At 64.1% G+C, this 17722-nt stretch carries 18 protein-coding genes; 11 read left to right on the top strand and 7 right to left on the bottom strand.

Features of this window, described 5'->3' with window-relative positions; all coding sequences use genetic code 11:
- Positions 1 to 13: 13 nt before the first annotated feature.
- The 3 genes from NLM31_RS24370 to NLM31_RS24380 form a co-directional block, all read right to left on the bottom strand.
- Complete coding sequence (locus tag NLM31_RS24370; protein WP_015685840.1) at positions 14 to 247, bottom strand: DUF2171 domain-containing protein; 234 nt, start codon at positions 245 to 247, stop codon at positions 14 to 16.
- 88 nt (positions 248 to 335) lie between these two features.
- Positions 336 to 722, bottom strand: a complete 387-nt coding sequence (locus NLM31_RS24375; RefSeq protein ID WP_254131789.1) for a nuclear transport factor 2 family protein — start codon at positions 720 to 722, stop codon at positions 336 to 338.
- A gap of 26 nt (positions 723 to 748) precedes the next feature.
- Positions 749 to 2425, bottom strand: a complete 1677-nt coding sequence (locus tag NLM31_RS24380; RefSeq protein ID WP_254193929.1) for a glutamine--tRNA ligase/YqeY domain fusion protein — start codon at positions 2423 to 2425, stop codon at positions 749 to 751.
- A 155-nt stretch (positions 2426 to 2580) separates the two neighbouring features.
- Here NLM31_RS24380 and gltX point away from each other — a divergent pair, with 155 nt between their 5' ends.
- Together gltX and gltA are read left to right on the top strand one after the other, a co-directional pair.
- Positions 2581 to 4008: a glutamate--tRNA ligase gene (gene gltX, locus NLM31_RS24385; protein ID WP_254193930.1), complete on the top strand. Its 1428-nt coding sequence runs from the start codon at positions 2581 to 2583 to the stop codon at positions 4006 to 4008.
- 168 nt (positions 4009 to 4176) lie between these two features.
- The gene (gene gltA / locus NLM31_RS24390) at positions 4177 to 5481 is read left to right on the top strand and encodes a citrate synthase (RefSeq protein WP_254131792.1); all 1305 of its coding nucleotides are present in this window, start codon (positions 4177 to 4179) and stop codon (positions 5479 to 5481) included.
- Positions 5482 to 5543: 62 nt separating this feature from the next.
- On the opposite strand, the gene NLM31_RS24395 is transcribed toward gltA, so the two are convergent.
- The gene (locus NLM31_RS24395) at positions 5544 to 6020 is read right to left on the bottom strand and encodes an SgcJ/EcaC family oxidoreductase (protein ID WP_254193931.1); all 477 of its coding nucleotides are present in this window, start codon (positions 6018 to 6020) and stop codon (positions 5544 to 5546) included.
- Between the two features lie 200 nt (positions 6021 to 6220).
- On the opposite strand from NLM31_RS24395, the gene NLM31_RS24400 reads away from it, so the two are divergent.
- The 7 genes from NLM31_RS24400 to NLM31_RS24430 all read left to right on the top strand — a co-directional run bounded on the left by NLM31_RS24400 (position 6221) and on the right by NLM31_RS24430 (position 12964).
- On the top strand, positions 6221 to 6631 hold the full coding sequence (locus NLM31_RS24400) for a GFA family protein (RefSeq protein WP_254193932.1): 411 nt from the start codon (positions 6221 to 6223) through the stop codon (positions 6629 to 6631).
- Between the two features lie 107 nt (positions 6632 to 6738).
- Complete coding sequence (locus NLM31_RS24405; protein WP_254193933.1) at positions 6739 to 7917, top strand: ROK family protein; 1179 nt, start codon at positions 6739 to 6741, stop codon at positions 7915 to 7917.
- A gap of 94 nt (positions 7918 to 8011) precedes the next feature.
- Complete coding sequence (locus tag NLM31_RS24410) at positions 8012 to 9298, top strand: ABC transporter substrate-binding protein (protein ID WP_254193934.1); 1287 nt, start codon at positions 8012 to 8014, stop codon at positions 9296 to 9298.
- On the top strand, positions 9295 to 10224 hold the full coding sequence (locus NLM31_RS24415; RefSeq protein WP_254193935.1) for a carbohydrate ABC transporter permease: 930 nt from the start codon (positions 9295 to 9297) through the stop codon (positions 10222 to 10224). The genes NLM31_RS24410 and NLM31_RS24415 overlap by 4 nt, the downstream gene beginning before the upstream one ends.
- Complete coding sequence (locus tag NLM31_RS24420; protein ID WP_254131797.1) at positions 10217 to 11074, top strand: carbohydrate ABC transporter permease; 858 nt, start codon at positions 10217 to 10219, stop codon at positions 11072 to 11074. The genes NLM31_RS24415 and NLM31_RS24420 overlap by 8 nt, the downstream gene beginning before the upstream one ends.
- 10 nt (positions 11075 to 11084) lie before the next feature.
- On the top strand, positions 11085 to 12200 hold the full coding sequence (locus tag NLM31_RS24425; RefSeq protein WP_254193936.1) for an ABC transporter ATP-binding protein: 1116 nt from the start codon (positions 11085 to 11087) through the stop codon (positions 12198 to 12200).
- The gene (locus NLM31_RS24430) at positions 12197 to 12964 is read left to right on the top strand and encodes an SDR family NAD(P)-dependent oxidoreductase (protein ID WP_254193937.1); all 768 of its coding nucleotides are present in this window, start codon (positions 12197 to 12199) and stop codon (positions 12962 to 12964) included. The genes NLM31_RS24425 and NLM31_RS24430 overlap by 4 nt, the downstream gene beginning before the upstream one ends.
- A gap of 37 nt (positions 12965 to 13001) precedes the next feature.
- On the opposite strand, the gene NLM31_RS24435 is transcribed toward NLM31_RS24430, so the two are convergent.
- Positions 13002 to 13553 (bottom strand): TetR/AcrR family transcriptional regulator, encoded by a 552-nt coding sequence (locus tag NLM31_RS24435; protein ID WP_254193938.1) that lies wholly within the window; start codon positions 13551 to 13553, stop codon positions 13002 to 13004.
- A gap of 171 nt (positions 13554 to 13724) precedes the next feature.
- Between NLM31_RS24435 and NLM31_RS24440 the strand changes: the two genes are divergently transcribed.
- Complete coding sequence (locus NLM31_RS24440) at positions 13725 to 14579, top strand: oxidoreductase (protein WP_254193939.1); 855 nt, start codon at positions 13725 to 13727, stop codon at positions 14577 to 14579.
- A 61-nt stretch (positions 14580 to 14640) separates the two neighbouring features.
- The gene (locus tag NLM31_RS24445) at positions 14641 to 15645 is read left to right on the top strand and encodes an NADP-dependent oxidoreductase (protein WP_254196254.1); all 1005 of its coding nucleotides are present in this window, start codon (positions 14641 to 14643) and stop codon (positions 15643 to 15645) included.
- 14 nt (positions 15646 to 15659) lie between these two features.
- On the opposite strand, the gene lpxB is transcribed toward NLM31_RS24445, so the two are convergent.
- Positions 15660 to 16850, bottom strand: coding sequence for a lipid-A-disaccharide synthase (gene lpxB / locus NLM31_RS24450; protein WP_254193940.1), 1191 nt, complete (start codon positions 16848 to 16850; stop codon positions 15660 to 15662).
- Positions 16847 to 17704, bottom strand: coding sequence for an LpxI family protein (locus NLM31_RS24455; protein ID WP_254193941.1), 858 nt, complete (start codon positions 17702 to 17704; stop codon positions 16847 to 16849). Before NLM31_RS24455 ends, lpxB begins: the two co-directional genes overlap by 4 nt.
- Positions 17705 to 17722 lie beyond the last annotated feature (18 nt).

Genomic DNA, 17722 nt, shown 5'->3' on the forward strand with positions numbered 1-17722 from the left:
AAGGGCCGCAGCCCTACTTTTCCTCTTCCATCGTCACGGCGACATCCGCCTTGGCCGAGAGCCGGACCTTGTTGCCCTCGACACCGGCGACCAGACCCTTGTCGATGAAATGGTGATGGCCCTTGTGGCTGCCCTCGCCGCTGTCCTTCTTGGTCAGCTTGATGCGGTTGCCTTCGACCTTGTCGACCGTGCCGACATGGACGCCGTCGGCACCAATGACTTCCATATGCTCTGCGATGTTCTGCATGCTGGGATCCTTGTTTGGACCCACACAACGCACCGGGAGCACGTTCGTTGCTTCGCAGGAATGACGATGCCGTGTGGCAATGCGCCTGTCAGATCAGCGGCGCCTTGGCCGAAGCATGGTGATTGACAATCTTCCAGTCGCCATCCTCAGGGATGATGACCCAGCTCATCTTGACGACGAGATCGGCCCGCTCGCCGGCGAGGTCAAACGTGATGGTTGCCCCCATGTTGATCAGGTCCGGCCCAGCATATGACGCCAGAACCTCGGAAAAAGCCGCGCTCGGCTTGCGCCAGCGCGGCAGGCCGTTGAAATAGTCGGCGACGCCGTCCCTGCCCCGATAGAGTGTTGGGTTGGAGCCGAAGAAGAACGCGTTGCTGGAGTACAGCGATGACAGCGCAGCCGCATCGAGAGCCGCGAAGCCGGCACACCATTTCGCGATGATGGCGGAAACGATGGTGTCGGCCTCACTGGTCATTTGTCGTCCCCCCAGCCCTTGTCGCTTCAGCCTTTGGCGACTTCCTTCGCGAAGGTGTCGCGCAGGCCGATGGTGCGTGAAAACACCGGCTTGCCGGGCGTCGAGTCCTTGTCGCGCACGAAATAGCCCTGGCGCTCGAACTGCATCGGCTCGGTGGAATTGCTCTCGGCAACCGATGCCTCGATCCGCGCGTCGGCCAGGATCTCCAGCGACTGCGGGTTGAGATCGGCCGCGAAGTTCGAGGCATCCGGGCTCGGATTGGCGAACAGCTGGTTGTAGATGCGGATCTCCGCAGGCACGGACGTCGCCGCCGGCAGCCAGTGCATGGTCGCCTTGACCTTGCGACCGTCGGGCGCGTTGCCGCCCTTGGTGGCGGGATCGTAGGTGCAGCGCAGCTCCACCACGTCACCCTTGTCATTCTTGATCACGCCGGTGCACTTGATGAAATAGGCGTAGCGCAGCCGCACCTCGTTGCCCGGCGACAGGCGGAAGAACTTCTTCGGCGGGTTCTCCATGAAGTCGTCCTGCTCGATATAGAGCTCACGACCGAACGTGATCTTCCGCGTCCCCGCCGACGGATCGTCCGGGTGATTGATGGCCTCGAGCTCCTCGCTCTGCCCTTCCGGATAGTTCTCGATCACCACCTTGAGCGGCCGCAGCACGCCCATGCGCCGCTGCGAGGTGCGGTTCAGCTCCTCGCGGATGCAGAACTCCAGCATGCCGACATCGACCACGCTGTTGGCCTTGGCGACGCCGATGCGCTTGATGAATTCGCGCAGGGCGGCCGGCGGCACGCCGCGGCGGCGCATGCCCGCCATGGTCGGCATGCGTGGATCATCCCAGCCGGCGACGTGGCCGTCGCGGACGAGCTGGGTCAGCACGCGCTTGGACAGCAGCGTGTAGGTGATGTTGAGGCGCGCCATTTCGTACTGGTGCGGCTTGGACGGCACCGGCAGCTTCTCGATGAACCAGTCATAGAGCGGCCGGTGGTCCTCGAACTCCAGCGTGCAGATCGAATGCGTGATGCCCTCGATCGCATCCGACTGGCCGTGGGCATAGTCGTAGCTCGGATAGATGCTCCACGTGGTGCCGGTGCGCGGATGGTGCGCATGCAGGATCCGGTACAGCACGGGATCACGCAGGTTGATGTTGCCCGCGGACATGTCGATCTTGGCCCGCAGCACGCGCGCACCGTTCGGGAATTCGCCGGCCTTCATGCGCCGGAACAGGTCGAGATTCTCGTCGACGCTCCGGTCGCGGAACGGCGAGTTCTTGCCCGGCTCGGTCAGCGTGCCGCGCGAGAGGCGGATGTCCTCCTGGGACTGGTCGTCGACATAGGCGAGCCCGTCATGGATCAACTTCTCCGCCCATTCGTACAGGCGATCGAAATAGTCCGAGGCGTAGAACAGGTTCTTGCCCCAGTCGTAGCCGAGCCAACGCACGTCGGCCTGAATGGAGTCGATATATTCCTGCTCTTCCTTGACCGGATTGGTGTCGTCGAAGCGCAGATGGCAGCGGCCCGGAAACTCCTGGGCGATGCCGAAATTCAGTGCAATCGACTTGGCGTGGCCAATGTGCAGGTAGCCGTTCGGCTCCGGCGGGAACCGGGTGACGATCTCCTTGTACTTGGCCTGATCGAGGTCGGCCTGGATGATGTCACGAATGAAATCGCGCCCAACCTCAGTCGCCACCGGTTCTGTCATTACGAAAATCCTGTAGGGAAATCAGCGGCTCTTCTGCCAAATTCGCTTGGCTGAGCCAAGGGGTTAAGCGAGCCCTTGAGCGGTCGCTGCCGGGCTTTAGTTATGCTCCGGTCCTGTTATATACCACCGCCTCCAATGCATAGGCCCTGCCAAGAATGACCGATTCCGTCGTCACCCGCTTCGCTCCCTCGCCGACCGGCTTCCTCCATATCGGGGGGGCCCGCACGGCGCTGTTCAACTGGCTCTTTGCGAAGAAGCACGGCGGCAAGATGCTGCTCCGGATCGAGGACACCGACCGGGAGCGCTCCACCGAGGCTGCGATCGGAGCGATTCTGGACGGGCTGAAATGGCTGGAGCTCGGCTGGGATGGTGACGTCATCTACCAGTTTAGCCGCGCCGCCCGTCACCGCGAGGTCGCCGAGCAGCTGCTGGCCGACGGCAAGGCCTACCGCTGCTACGCCACCGCCGCGGAGCTCACCGCGATGCGCGAGAAGGCGCGCGCGGAGGGCCGAACCCGCCTCTATGACGGCCTATGGCGCGATCGCGATCCGGCGACCGCCCCCTCCGACGTCAAGCCGACCATCCGCCTGCGCGCGCCGCAGACCGGCGAGACCGTGATCGAGGACCAGGTCCAGGGCCGCGTGGTCTGGCAGAACGAGAACCTCGACGACCTCGTCCTGCTGCGCGGCGATGGCAATCCGACCTACATGCTCGCTGTGGTCGTGGATGACCACGATATGGGCGTCACCCACGTCATCCGTGGCGACGACCATCTGATCAACGCCGCCCGCCAGAAGCAGATCTACGATGCGATGGGCTGGGCGCTGCCGAACATGTCCCACATCCCCCTGATCCACGGTCCGGACGGCTCAAAACTGTCCAAGCGCCACGGCGCGCTCGGCGTCGACGCCTACCGCGCCATGGGTTACCTCCCGGCCGCGCTCCGCAACTACCTCGTCCGCCTCGGCTGGAGCCATGGCGACCAGGAGATCTTCTCGACCGAGGAGATGATCGCCGCGTTCGATCTCGCCAATGTCGGCCGCGCCGCCGCCCGCTTCGACTTCGCCAAGCTGGAGAACCTCAACGGCCATTACATCCGCCACGCCGACGATCAATCACTCGTGAAGCTGTTCGAGGACGTGCTCGACCACGTCGTGCCCGCCCGCGACGAGATTAAGGCGAAGTTAAACGACACCACGCGCGGCCAGCTGCTCAAGGCCATGCCGGCCCTGAAGGAGCGCGCCAAGACGCTGATCGAACTGATCGACGGCGCCTATTTCATCTTCGCCGACCGCCCGCTGCAGCTCGATCCGAAGGCGGCAGCCCTGCTGACGACCGAGAACCGCAAGCTGATCGGCCAGCTTCATTCCGCGCTGGAGAATGTCGAGACCTGGAGCGGCGCCACCACGGAGGCCGCGCTACGCGCTTTTGCGGAGGAAAATAGTCTCAAGCTCGGCGCGGTCGCCCAGCCCTTGCGCGCGGCGCTGACCGGTCGGACCACGTCGCCTGGCATATTTGAGGTTTTGGACGTGCTGGGGCGCGAGGAAAGCCTCGCCCGGCTCCAGGATCAGTCCAAGGACTAGACTAAGACGTAAGTAGGCCATGGGCAGACCATGGCTGCCATGATCTTGCAGCGCACACAGCAATAATATACCCATCTGACCGTACCTTCTGGAACATCCGGCCTGCCCCATCTTCTCCCTTGGGGGCCTCCGGCTCCGGCCCGTTTCACCATACATCGGGGACCTCTGATGGACGCAAAAGAAACCAACAAGACCGCCACGCTGACGGTCGGAAACAAGAACTACGATCTTCCGATTCACAGCGGCAGCGTCGGACCTGATGTCATCGATATCGGCAAGCTGTACGGCCAGTCCGGCCTGTTCACCTACGATCCCGGCTTCACCTCGACCGCGAGCTGCCAGTCCAAGATCACCTATATCGACGGTGACGCGGGCGTGCTGGAATACCGCGGCTACCCGATCGAGCAGCTCGCCGAGAACGGCGACTTCCTCGAGACCTGCTATCTGCTGCTCTACGGGAACCTGCCGACCGCCGCGCAGAAGAAGGATTTCGACGACCGCGTGATCCATCACACGATGGTGCACGAGCAGATGGCCCGCTTCTTCCAGGGCTTCCGCCGCGACGCCCATCCGATGGCCGTCATGGTCGCTTCGGTCGGCGCGCTCGCCGCATTCTATCACGACTCGACGGACATCAACGATCCAAAGCAGCGCATGATCGCTTCCATGCGCATGATCGCGAAGATCCCGACGCTGGCGGCGATGGCCTACAAGTACACGGTCGGCCAGCCCTTCGTGTATCCGAAGAACTCGCTCTCCTTCGCCGAGAACTTCCTCAACATGTGCTTCGCCGTGCCGTGCGAGGAGTACAAGATCAACCCGGTGCTCGCTGACGCGCTGGACAAGATCTTCATCCTGCACGCCGACCACGAGCAGAACGCCTCGACCTCGACGGTGCGTATCGCCGGCTCCTCCGGCGCCAACCCGTTCGCCTGCATCGCCGCCGGCATCGCCTGCCTCTGGGGCCCGGCGCATGGCGGCGCCAACGAAGCGGCGCTTGCGATGCTCGCCGAGATCGGCACTGTCGACAAGATCCCCGAGTTCATCGCCAAGGTGAAGGACAAGAACTCGGAAGTCCGCCTGATGGGCTTCGGTCACCGCGTCTACAAGAACTACGATCCGCGCGCCAAGATCATGCAGAAGATGTGTCACGCCGTTCTCAAGGAGACCGGCCATGGCGACGATCCGATGCTGAAGGTGGCGCTCGAGCTCGAGAAGATCGCGCTCAGCGACCCGTACTTCATCGACCGCAAGCTGTACCCGAACGTCGACTTCTATTCGGGCATCACGCTGAAGGCGATGGGCTTCCCGGTCTCGATGTTCACCGTGCTGTTCGCAGTCGCCCGCACCGTCGGCTGGATCAGCCAGTGGAGCGAGATGATCGAGGATCCGCAGCAGAAGATCGGCCGTCCGCGCCAGCTCTACACCGGCGTCACCCGCCGCGACTACGTCGCGATCAAGGATCGCAAGTAAGTCGGACGGAAATGTCCAACGGAACGGCGCCATCCCACGATGGCGCCGTTTTTGTTTGCGGACTACTTCTCGGGCATCATGGACGAATGGAGATGGTCGATCTTCCACGCACCGTCTTCATAGCGATAGATGAATGAGTAGCGCGCCTTGACGTCCGACTTGCTCCCGCTGGCCGGGTCCGTCAGCGACACGGTCCACGTCCCGACGCGGCTTGCCGTGCGGCAATCGATCTCGACCGTGGACGTATCGATGCGGCCGACCGGGCTGCTCTTGAGAAACTTCACGAAGTAGTCGTTGACCTCGTCCCGCGTCGTCCTCGGCGTGTTCGAGACGGTCGCGAGCAAGACAGGATGCTTCGTGAAAAGGGCGGTGACCTTTGCAGGATCCTTTGTCGCCCATGCGCCATTGAACGTCGCAAACAGCGCCTCGATCTGTCCCTCGTTCACGACAGGACAATTCTGGCCCTTGGCCTGCGCGCCGGTGGCGGCACCCGCAATCATGACAAGAGCAACGGACGCGAGCTTAACATTCCTTAACATAAACCTGCTGACTCCTCTGTTTCAGGCCAACAGCAGCTAGGAAGTTCCGGGCGGAACAAAAGAGCCGAAGGGCTAGACGAGTTGCGCATGCGTGATCTTGCCGCTCCCCTCTTGCAGCGATGACGCCCGCTCTCGTTTCGCCCGAGATATTGTAGGGTGAGCAGCGCAACGTGCCCGCCCGACAAATTTGGAGAATGCCGATGCTCAACGGAAGCTGCCTTTGCGGAGGCGTTGCCTACGAAGTCGACGCGGCCCCGGGCTCCATCGTCCACTGCCATTGCCGGACCTGCCGCAAAACGCACGGCTCGGCCTTCTCCACCGTCACCAACGTTCCGCGCGATCGTTTTCGCTGGACGAACGGCGAGGGGTTGCTGCGCGGCTTCGAATCCTCACCCGGCAAGACTCGCTATTTCTGTTCGCGTTGCGGCTCGCACATCGTGGCCTCGCGCGAAGGCCGAGACACGGTGCTGCTACGGATGGGCTGCTTGGACACCCCGATTGCGGAACGGCCCGGAGTCCACATCTGGCGATCGGACGCGTCCGACTGGTACGACCCGAAGGACGAATTGCCGGAATGGTCGGAAGGCACGCGGCCCAAGCCCGCATCCTGATCTTGTTGCCCCGCACAACAACAAGTCCACACATCACACCGACGAGCGCTTGACAGCGGAAACACTCCGCGCGCAAATTCTTACACTAAGTAAGAATGACGACAGGGATGGAAATGCCGGAGCAGCCGAGAAGTCGGCGGCAGACGCGCGCTGCCATTTTGACCCATCTGCTTCAGTCCGGCGGCTCGTTCCGGCCGCCGCTGGCAAAAGCCGTGCGCCTGTCCGAAGCGAGCCTGTCGCGCATCCTGTTCGACCTGAAAACCGAAGCCCTGATCGAGGAAGTGCGGCGCCCTGCCCCTTATGTCGGCGGCCCGACGGGCCTGGTGTCGCTCGACCGCACGGTGGCGCTTGGAGGTCTCGAGCTGACCGGCCAGTGGCTCAGCGTCGGCGTTGGCGGCCTGTCGGGCGAATTGCATTACACCGAGCGTGTGCCGCTGCCGAAGAAGCCGACCGTCGAATCCGTCGGCCGCGTGTTTCACGAAGCGCTGGTATTGCTGCGCGACTGGACGCGCCGGCGCCGCATCAGGCTCGCACAGGTCGGCGTCACCGTTCCGGGCCTCGGTCGGCTCAGCGAATTTGGCAATCCGATCATTCCCTGCGACGTCGGACGTATCGGCAACATGTTCGGCGAATTGTTCGCGGGCGTGCCGGTCACCTTCACCAATTCGGTGGTGGCGCACGCCACGTTTCATCGTTGCCGCACGGAAGATTATCCGTTCAGCGATGCGCATCTGTTCGTCTTCGTCGGCCAGGGCGTCGCCGGCGCCTGGCTGGATGATCCGATCGAGGACGACGCGCTCGATCCGGTCGAGCTCGGCCACATGGTCTTCGGCGCTGACGGCCCACGCTGCCGCTGCGGACATCACGGCTGCGTCGAAGCCTATACGTCGCTGCCGGCGCTGGCCGAGCTTCTGCGCGTCACCGAAGCGGAATTGGTCCGGCTCGGCAGTGAATGGGTGACCACGATGCCCCTCACGTCGCGGGTGCGGCAGGAACTGCGCCAGCGCCTGTTCAGGCTTGGCCTCGCCATCGGCAACACATTGAACGTCAAGCCATGCCGCGGCGTTGTCGTCAGCGGTTGGCCATCGCTGCTCGCCGAGGAGGAGCGAAGAGCCGTGATTGAGGGGATCGATGCCTGCTTGCTCGGCGGCCGGAAATTGGCGCAGGTGTCGCTCGCTTTCGTTCCGCCGTCGACCGGCAATGATCCACAGGCTGCATTGGCCTTCGCCGCGCTCTGCCTGGCGAGAAGCGGCGGCATGCCGGCCGCATCGACGGAGGCCGCCTGACATGACCTAAGCCGCGTGCGGCTCACGCACGCCAAGAAAGCGTCAAGAACAGCGCAAAACAGCGCAAAGAACTTCAAACCGGGAGGAACTTGCCATGCCGATCACAACAACAAGGCGTCGTCTGCTCGCTGGATCTGCTGCCACGCTCGCGCTGCCGGCCTTTGCCCGCGCACAAGGCGCGGTCAAGCCGCGCCTGACCGCAATCTCGCAATGGTCCGCAGGCAGCGACGGCGCTGCGATCACCGCGCTCGGCAAGAAGTTCGAGGAGAAAGGCGGCGTCTGGCAGCACTCGCCCGTGCCCGGCTTCACCACCGAAATGATGAACAAGCTGCGCGCGCAGATCATCGCCGGCGATCCGCCGGCCTGTTCGCAACTCAAGGGACCGGAGATTGCGGCGTGGTCGAAGATCGCTCCGACCGTTGACCTCGACGCCGTGGTCGCCGCTGCCGGCTACGAGAAGGTCGTCGCGCCGGACCTCGCCAAATTGCACAAGCCGGGCGGCAAGTGGATTGCCTTGCCGCTGCAGATCTACGCCACAAACATGCTGTTCCTCTCCAAGCGCGGAATGGACAAGGCCAAGGCTGACAAGGTCCCCGTCACCTGGGCTGACTTCAATGCGCTTGCCGAGAAGATGAAGACGGCCGGAATGGCCTATCCCATCGCCAACGGCGGCACCCGTCCCGATGACGGGCAAAAGTTCGAGGCATCGTTCGCCGGCATCAGCCCGACGGCATACCGCGCCGCGATCATGAATCTCGACAAGAAGGCGCTGGAAGGCCCGGAGATCAAGGCTGCCTTCGCACAGACACGCAAGATCTCCGAGTGGTGTGACCCCAATATCGGCGCCCAACCCTTTGCCACCAATGCGAAGCGTTTCATCGACGGCGACATGGGCATGTTGATCATGGGCGGCTGGGCGCAAGGCGTGTTGAAAAACGCCGGCTTCAAGCTCGACGACTTCATCATCACCCCCGGCCCCAGCGACAACAGCAAGCCGGTGTTCCTGTTGAATGCCGATGCCTTCATTTTCTGGCAGCGCAAGGAGGCCGATCTGCAGGCCGGCCAGATGCTGATGGCGCAGCTCGTGATGGATCCGGCGATCCAGACCATGTACTCGCAGATCACGGGATCGATCCCGGTGCGCACCGATGTCGATCTGTCCGGCGAAGGCTGGTCGGAGGGTCAACGGCGTACCGCGGCAGCTCTGAAAGACGCTGTTGCCAGCAATCAGGCCGTCCTGAGCGTTGCGCACAACATGGCGCAGGAAAACGGCCTCACCGCCGCAATGATCGACGTCATCACCGAATATGTGAAGAACAAGACGATCAAACCAGAAGAAGGCGTGTCCCGCCTCGCCGAGGCCGTCGAGAGCGCGCGTTGACCAACGCCGTCTCGAAAGCAGTGCAACCGGGCCGGTCGGCGACCTCTGAGATGGTGCGCCGGCTGCCCGAATTTCTGATGATCTGGGTGCCGCTGCTGTTATCAGCAGCGCACCTCATTTCGTTTTCGATCTGGACGATCTGGATTTCGTTCACGCCATCCACCCTCATTCCGGTCTCCGGCTGGGTGGGCCTGCGCAACTACACCGCGGTCCTGGCGTCACGAAACTGGCAGGTTGCCTTCGACAATCTGCTGCTGTTCGGCATCGCCTTCGTGGTTCTCAGCCTGTTCACCGGCCTCCTGCTTGCGATCCTGCTCGATCAGCGTATTCGCGCCGAGAACGTGCTGCGGTCCATTTTCCTCTACCCGCTGGCGGTCTCGTTCGTCGTTACCGGCACGGTCTGGAGCTGGTTGCTCAATCCCGGCATCGGGATCGAGAAGCTCGTCCATGACCTCGGCTGGAGCGCCTTCCATTTCGACTGGCTGGTCAACCGCGACATGGCGATCTGGACCATCGTCATCGCTGCGGTCTGGCAATCCTCCGGCTTCGCCATGGCCCTCTTCCTGGCCGGCCTTCGCTCGGTCGATGCCGACATCATCAGGGCCGCGCAGATCGACGGCGCGGGGCCGATCCGAACTTATTGGCGCGTCATCCTGCCGACGCTCTGGCCGATCACCGTCACCGTGATCGTGATCCAGCTGCAATTTGCGATCTCGGCTTTCGACCTCGTCCGCGCATTGACCAACGGCGGCCCGGGAATTGCGACCCAGCTGCCGGCACTCGTCGTCTACGATCTGATGTTCCAGCGCAGCCAGCTAGGCCGCGGCGCCGCGGCGGCGGTTCTGATGTTGCTCATCCTTCTCGCGGTGCTGTTGCCTTATGCGGCATGGCGTTATGTCCAACGACGGCAGTCCACTCATGCGTGACCAAAGCTTCGCGCCGGGCCGCGCTCTGATCTATCTCGTGGTGTCGTTGCTCGCGGCCGCCTGGCTCGCGCCGCTGGTTGTCGTCATCCTCAACTCGCTGCGCACCAACGAGGAGATCGCGCAGGGCTCGATGATCGGTTGGCCGCAACATCTGGCCTGGAGCAATTACGCCATCGCCTGGAGCGGCTTCTGCGTCGCCGAGACCTGCAACGGCATCCGGCCGTATATGCTGAACTCCGCGCTCGTCACGATCCCCGCGACAATCCTCTCCACCCTGCTCGGCGCTGTCGCCGGTTACGCGGTGTCGCTCTGGCGTTTTCGCGGCGACAATTGGATCTACGGTATCGTCACGCTCGGCCTCTTCCTGCCGCAGCAGATGCGCCTGCTCCCCTGGACCATCGTGCTACGCGACATCGGTCTCATCAACTCGCTGACGGGCCTCGTGCTGATTCACACGATCCAGGGGCTCTCCTTCACCGTGCTGTTCTGCCGGAACTACTATGTCGCCATTCCGCATGAATTGATCCGTGCCGCGCGCATTGATGGCGCCGGTTTCTTTCGGATCTTCTGGCGCATCATTCTGCCGCTCTCGCCTCCGATCCTGATCGTCACCGTGATCTGGCAGTTCACCCATATCTGGAACGAGTTCCTCTACGGCGTGACATTCACGACCGGCCAGCAGCAGCCTGTCACGGCCGCTCTGATCGCATTGTCGGCCGCGGTCGCGGATATCCCGAAGCACGGCGTGCAGAGCGCGGCGGTGATCATCGCAGCGCTCCCCACTTTGTTGGTCTACCTCCTCGGCGGCAGGTATTTCGTACGCGGTCTCACTGCCGGGGCCGTGAAATGATGGATGGGTCATGGCAGCACTGAGCATTCGAGCCCTGTCGAAGCGCTACGCCAATCTTGAGGTGCTGCAAGGCATCAACCTCGACATCGAGAGCGGCGAATTCACGGTACTGGTCGGCCCCTCAGGCTGCGGCAAGTCCACGCTTCTCAACATCATCGCCGGACTCGATCGCGCCAGTGACGGCACGATCGAGATCGGCGGGCGCGTCGTCAACGACGTCCCGCCCAAGGACCGCGACATCGCCATGGTGTTCCAGTCCTACGCGCTCTATCCGTCGATGACGGTGCGCCAGAACATCACCTTCGGCATGGAGTGCCGGCACGTCGCCAAGGCGGAGCAGGAGAAGGCCCTGGCGAACGTGGCCAGGCTGCTTCAGATCGAGCCGCTGCTCGGCCGCAAACCGTCGCAACTGTCGGGCGGCCAGCGTCAACGCGTCGCGATGGGTCGCGCGCTGGTGCGCGATCCCCTGCTGTTCCTGTTCGACGAGCCGCTCTCCAACCTCGATGCCAAGCTGCGCGTCGAGATGCGCATGGAGATCAAGCGTCTGCACCAGCGCATCGGCGCCACCATCATCTACGTCACCCACGACCAGATCGAGGCGATGACCATGGCAACGCGCATTGCCGTGATGCATCGCGGCGTTGTGCAGCAATTCGCCGACCCCGACACGGTGTACCGCTATCCGGCCAATCTGTTCGTCGCCCGCTTCATGGGCTCGCCGCCGATGAACACGATGCCGGCCCGGCTCGAGGCAGACAGCAGCGGTCCTGTGGCGGTGATCGGCGCAGGCCGACCGGACGAGGTCCGTCTCCGCCTCCAGGACTACGACGCAGCGACCTCCTATGTCGGCCGCGAGGTGGTGATTGGAATCCGGCCGGAATGCATCGCCGAGGGCGATCGCGTGTTCTCTGGCGCCACGGGCGCGCCGGTCATCGTCACCGCGCCTGTCGAGCTGGTCGAGCCCACCGGCGCGGAGACCATTGTCCTGCTGCGGCTTGGCGGTGAGGCCGCGCAGGCGCGCATCTCGCCGGACATCCGCCCGACGCCGGGCGGGACCGCCTCTTTCGCCCTCGATACCCGCCGCATTTGCCTGTTCGACCCTGAGACGGAGCGACTGATCGCATGACCCAGACGACCTATGCCGACCTCGCCGATCGCGTGGTGGTGATCACCGGAGGCGCCAGCGGCATCGGTGCCGCCTTTACGCGCGCGTTCGCCGCTCAGGGCGCGCGCGTCGCCTTCCTCGACCTCGACACGCAGGCGGGCGAAGCGCTCGCGCAGGAGGTGGCCAAGACCTCCGGCACGGCACCGCTGTTCGTGCCCTGCGATCTCCTGGATATCGACGCCCTGCGCGCCGCGCTGGCGAAGGTGCAGGGGTCGCTTGGCAATGCCGCAGTCCTCCTCAACAATGCCGCGAACGATCAGCGCCAGGTGCTGGCTGATGTGACGCCGGCCCAGTTCGACTGGACGATCGGGGTCAATTTCAAGCACGTCTTCTTCGCTGCGCAAGCTGTGGTGCCGCAGATGCAGGCGCGCGGCGGCGGCTCGATCATCAACATGTCGTCGGTCGCCTGGATGCGCGGCGCGCCGGGGCTGCCGGTCTACGCCGCGGCCAAGGCGGCCATCGTCGGCTTCACCAATTCACTCGGCCGCAAGTTCGGCGCCGACCGCATCCGCGTCAACGCGATTGCGCCGGGCATGGTGATCACCGAGCGGCAGCGGAGGCTGTGGTATCCGGACGAGAAGGTCATCACCGAGATGCGCACGCGCCAGGCCATTCCCGATGCGGTAACGCCCGAAGACATCGCCGACATGGCGCTCTACCTCGCCTCCGACGCGAGCCGGCGCATCACGTGCCAGTGTTTCCGGGTGGATGGTGGGCTGGCGTAGATCGTCCGTCGGGCCATTCACATCGCCACGCACGAGATCAGCTCTCAAGCCTTTTTCTGGTCGAGCGAAGGATATCGTCGGATAGCTTGGGATCGCTCACGGCGCGAGCAAGCACGAGCGCCCCGACCAGCGAAGCAAGAGTGGCAAGCGCCTCCTCGTCGCGCTGGCGTCGCTTGATGCCGCCACCCAGCCGCTCGCCGAGCCAACCGGCCATTCCCCTCACTCCAGCAGTGAAACGCTCTCGCGCCCCGTGGCCTTGGCGCGGCATCTCGCAGCACAGAGCCGCAAACGGACATCCGGTCCCGGGCTCGTCGCGATGCGTGGCCGACAGATATTCAGAACCGTAGTCGCCAAGACTCCACTCCTCGCGCAGCTCCATGCCCTTGGTGACAATCGCATCGGCGACCGCTTCCTCGACAAGCCGCTCCTTGGAGCCGAACTGGCTGTAGAGGCTGCCGTGGGTCATCCCGGCCGCTTCAGCCAGCGCATCAACGCCGACACCGGACATGCCGCGCTCGCGCATAAGGCGCGACGCCGCCTTGAGAATTCGGTCGCGGTTTTCAGCCGCCTTCTCCTTGGAAACTCGCATGCGTCAGATCCTGAACCAGAGTGATCTTGACAAATATAATTACGATCGTCATCTTATTAAATGATTACGATCGTAATCAAAAAAATCATCCGACCGGATCCGCGTGGCCGAAGCCCTCGCCCGCGGCGGATTTGATCGCGCAACCCCGTCCGGGGCCGCCAGGAGAAGCAGATGGCTCAGTTTAGAGGGAAGATTGCTCTGGTGACCGGCGCCTCGTCGGGCATCGGCGAAGCCACCGCGGAGCGGCTCGCGAAGGCCGGCTACAAGGTCTACGGCACCAGCAGACGGGGAGCCCAGACAGGCCAGCGATCGTTCGAGATGCTGCCCCTCGATGTGACCAGCGATGAATCAGTGGAGGCTGCCGTAAGCGAAGTGGTGCGGCGCGATGGCCGCATCGATGTGCTCGTGAACAATGCCGGCTTCGGCGTCGCCCCCGCCGGCGCCGAAGAGAGCTCGATCGATCAGGCGCGGTCGATCTTCGAAACCAACTTTTTCGGGCTGGTCCGGATGACGCGCGCTGTCGTGCCGCACATGCGACGCCAGGGCAGCGGTCGCATCATCAACGTCGGATCTGTCCTCGGCTTCCTGCCGATGCCTTACGGCGCGCTCTATGCCGCGACCAAGCACGCGGTGGAGGGATATTCGGAATCGCTGGACCACGAGCTACGCACCCGGGGCATCCGGGTCTCGGTCATCGAGCCCGCGTACACGAAGACGCCATTCGACACGAACTTCATGGAGCCGGATGCCAAGCTCGATGAGTACCGCGAAGCTCGTGCGGGCGTGAACAGGAGGGTGAAGGAGCTGATGGCGACGGCCGAGCTTCCGGGCGTCGTGGCCGAAACCGTGCTCACGGCGGCCGACGCGGCAAACCCGAAGGTCCGCTACGCGGCCGGCAAGCTCGCCAAGCGGCTGCGCTTCCTTCGCAGATTTGCGCCTGCCGGCTTGGTAGATGCCGGGATTCGAAAGGACCTGGGGCTCGACGCCAGGCATGTCGTGGCCTCCCGCCCCGCCCGAGCTTTCTGACGGGATGAACGAGCCACCGCCCCATACAGCCGCTCCCACAAAATCTTCGAAACAGCATCACATGAAAGCACTTGTCTTAAAGCGCTACGGCAAACCCGACCAAGTCACCTTCGCTGACATTCCCCGGCCACAGCCTGGACCGGATGAGCTTCTCGTTCAGGTCCACGCGGCCGGCTTGAATCCTGTCGACAACATGATTGCGAAAGGACTGTTCAAGCCCGTCCTCCCGCTTCAGCTACCAGCCACGATGGGCAGCGATCTGTCTGGTGTCGTGGTGGAAGTCGGAAGCCGCGTGACCCGCTTCAAGCCGGGCGATGCCGTGTTCGCCAGTATCTTCGACCTGAGCGGCACCGGCGCACTCGCCGAACTCGCGCGTGTGCCCGAAAGCGCCGCCGCGCCCAAACCGGCAAATCTGGACTTCGTGCAAGCGGCCTCGATCCCGATGGTCGGCCTGACATCGTGGCAGGCCCTCAAGGAGCGAGCACAACTCAAGCCCGGCCAGAAGGTGTTCATCCCGGCAGGCGCCGGCGGCATCGGCACGTTCGCAATCCAGCTCGCGAAATATTTCGGGGCAAAAGTCGGGACGACAACGAGCACCGGGAACATCGACCTCGTGCGGAGCCTCGGGGCCGACGAGGTGGTCGATTACAAGACGCATCAATTTGAGGACGTGCTCCGAAACTACGACGCCGTACTGGGCACCGTCAGGGGCGATGCGATCGAAAAATCGCTTCGGATATTGAAGGCCGGGAGCACCGTCGTCTCGCTGGTCGGACCGCCGGACGCCGCATTCGCGCGCGCCCGGGGCATGAACTTTCTCATGGTGCTGGTGTTCGGGCTTCTCAGCCGCAAGATCATTCGCCTCGCCAGCAGACACGGCGTCGCCTATTCGTTCCTGTTCGTGCGTCCAGACGGCAGCCGGCTCGCGGAGATTGGCGGGCTTCTCGAAGCGGAAAGCATCCGGCCGGTGATCGACAAGGTTTTTCCGTTCGAACAGGCGAAGGACGCGCTTTCATATCTCGGCCAGGGACGAGCGAAGGGAAAGGTCGTCGTCCAGATGAGATAGTGGCGTCGGCGACTCTATCCCTGGCTCGCCTGCCGCCCCTTCCGCATCGTCGCGAGCACGATGTCGGCGGCGAGCACGCTCGGCGATTTATTGCCGGTCGACATGATGGTGTCGAGCTGCGCGAAGGCTTCGACCTGTTGCTTGCGCATCGGTGTCTCCGCCAGCACCTCGGACAATGCGGCTGCGAGCTTCTCCGGCGTGCAGTCTTCCTGCAAGAATTCGGGGATCACGTCCTTGCCGATCACGAGATTGGCGAGGATCACCGAAGAGACCTGGATCGCGCGGCGCAGGATGAAGGCCTCCATCGCGCCGACGCGATAGGCCGTCACCATCGGAATGCCCGACAGCGCGAGCTCCAGCGTCACCGTGCCGGATTTCGCCAGCGCCGCGCGCGCGATCCGGAATGCGGCGCGCCTCTCGGCTTCGCCGACGACGATCTGCGGCTTGACCGGCCAGGTCGCGACGCCCGCGCGGACCGTGGCTTCGAGATGCGGCATTGTCGGCAGCATCAATTCGAACGCGCGGCCCTCGGCCTGCAATCGCCCGAGCGCGGCGCCGAACAGGCCGAGATGATGCCGGATCTCGCTGCGGCGGCTGCCCGGCAGCACCAGCAACACCGGCGGCTCGCCGGCGCGTCGCTTTTGCTCGTCGGGGTTCGGACGCAGCGACGGCAATTGCTCGATCAGGGGATGGCCGACATAGCTGCAGGGCGGCCCTTTCAGCTTGCGGTACTCCTCCGGCTCGAACGGCAGCAAACCCAGCACGTGATCGACATAGCCGAGCATCGCGCGCGCACGGCCCGGCCGCCAGGCCCAGACCGAGGGCGAGACGTAGTCGATCACCGGGATCGCCGGATTCTTCGCGCGCACGCGGCGCGCAACACGATGGGTGAAATCGGGACTGTCGATGATGACCAGCGCGTCGGGCGCGGACTCGGTCACGGCATCCGCGGTCTCGCGGATCAATCGCAGGATCTTCGGCAGTTGCTGCATCACCGCGGCAAAGCCGACGATCGACAGCTCCTCGATGGGAAACAGCGTCTCGAGCCCCTCGCGTGCCATGGTGCGGCCGCCGACGCCCTCGAACTGCACGCCGTCGCCGAGGCGCTGGCGCAGCACCTTCATCAGCGCCGAGCCGAGCCGGTCGCCGGATTCCTCCGTCGCGATCAGGAAGATCTTCCGTTTGGGATTGCGGGTCTGCATCACGCGGGCAGACCGACGACGAAGAGATATTTGGCGTCGGCGAGCCCGATCATCGCCTGCGGCTCGGCGGCGATGGTGTTGCCGGCGATGACGGCGACACCGGCAAGGCCGGCCTTGGCGACGCCCTCGATCGTGCGCGCGCCGATCGTCGGCAGGTCGAAGCGAAGATCCTGGCCGCTCTTCGGCGCCTTCACCAGCACGCCACGCCCCGTGGCGGCACGGATACGGCCCTCCTCGCGCAGCCGCGCCACGCGCGCCAGCAGCGCATCAGTGCCCTCGATGTCCTCGACAGCCACCACATGGCCGTCGATCACCACGGCGGCCTGCCCGATGTCGAACGGACCGAGCGCGGTGAGCACCGCGCGTCCGCGTTCGATGTCGCCCTTGGCATTGTCGGCCGGCCAGGCGCGCGTGATGCAGCCCTCGGGCATCAGCAGGTCGGGCGCGACGTCCTTGATGCCGACCATGCGAAAGCCGCCTTGCTCGAGAATGCGCCCGACACTGGACAGCAGATGATCGTCGCCGCCGCGGAAGGCGCGGATGACGTTGCCGAGCAGCCGCAACGTCGTGAAGTCGAACCGGATCTCCGTGAGTGACGGCCGCACCAGGGTGCCGATGAAGATCAGGTCGCGGCAGCCTTCCTCGCGGAACAGCCGCATGGCGCGGCCGAGCTGACCGACCGAGATCCAGCGGTGGCGGAATTTTTCCGCCTGCGCCGGATCGCAGGCGCCTCGCAACGGAAACAGCACCGGCGTAATGCCGCGCGCCGCAAGCGACTCGGCCACTGCGAACGGCATCGCGCCACCGCCAGCGACGACACCGACCGGTGATAAAATCCCTGGAGCCGCCGATGTCATGTCCGCGGCCATCCCGGC

Source organism: Bradyrhizobium sp. CCGUVB4N, assembly GCF_024199945.1.
Classification (GTDB): Bacteria; Pseudomonadota; Alphaproteobacteria; order Rhizobiales; family Xanthobacteraceae; genus Bradyrhizobium.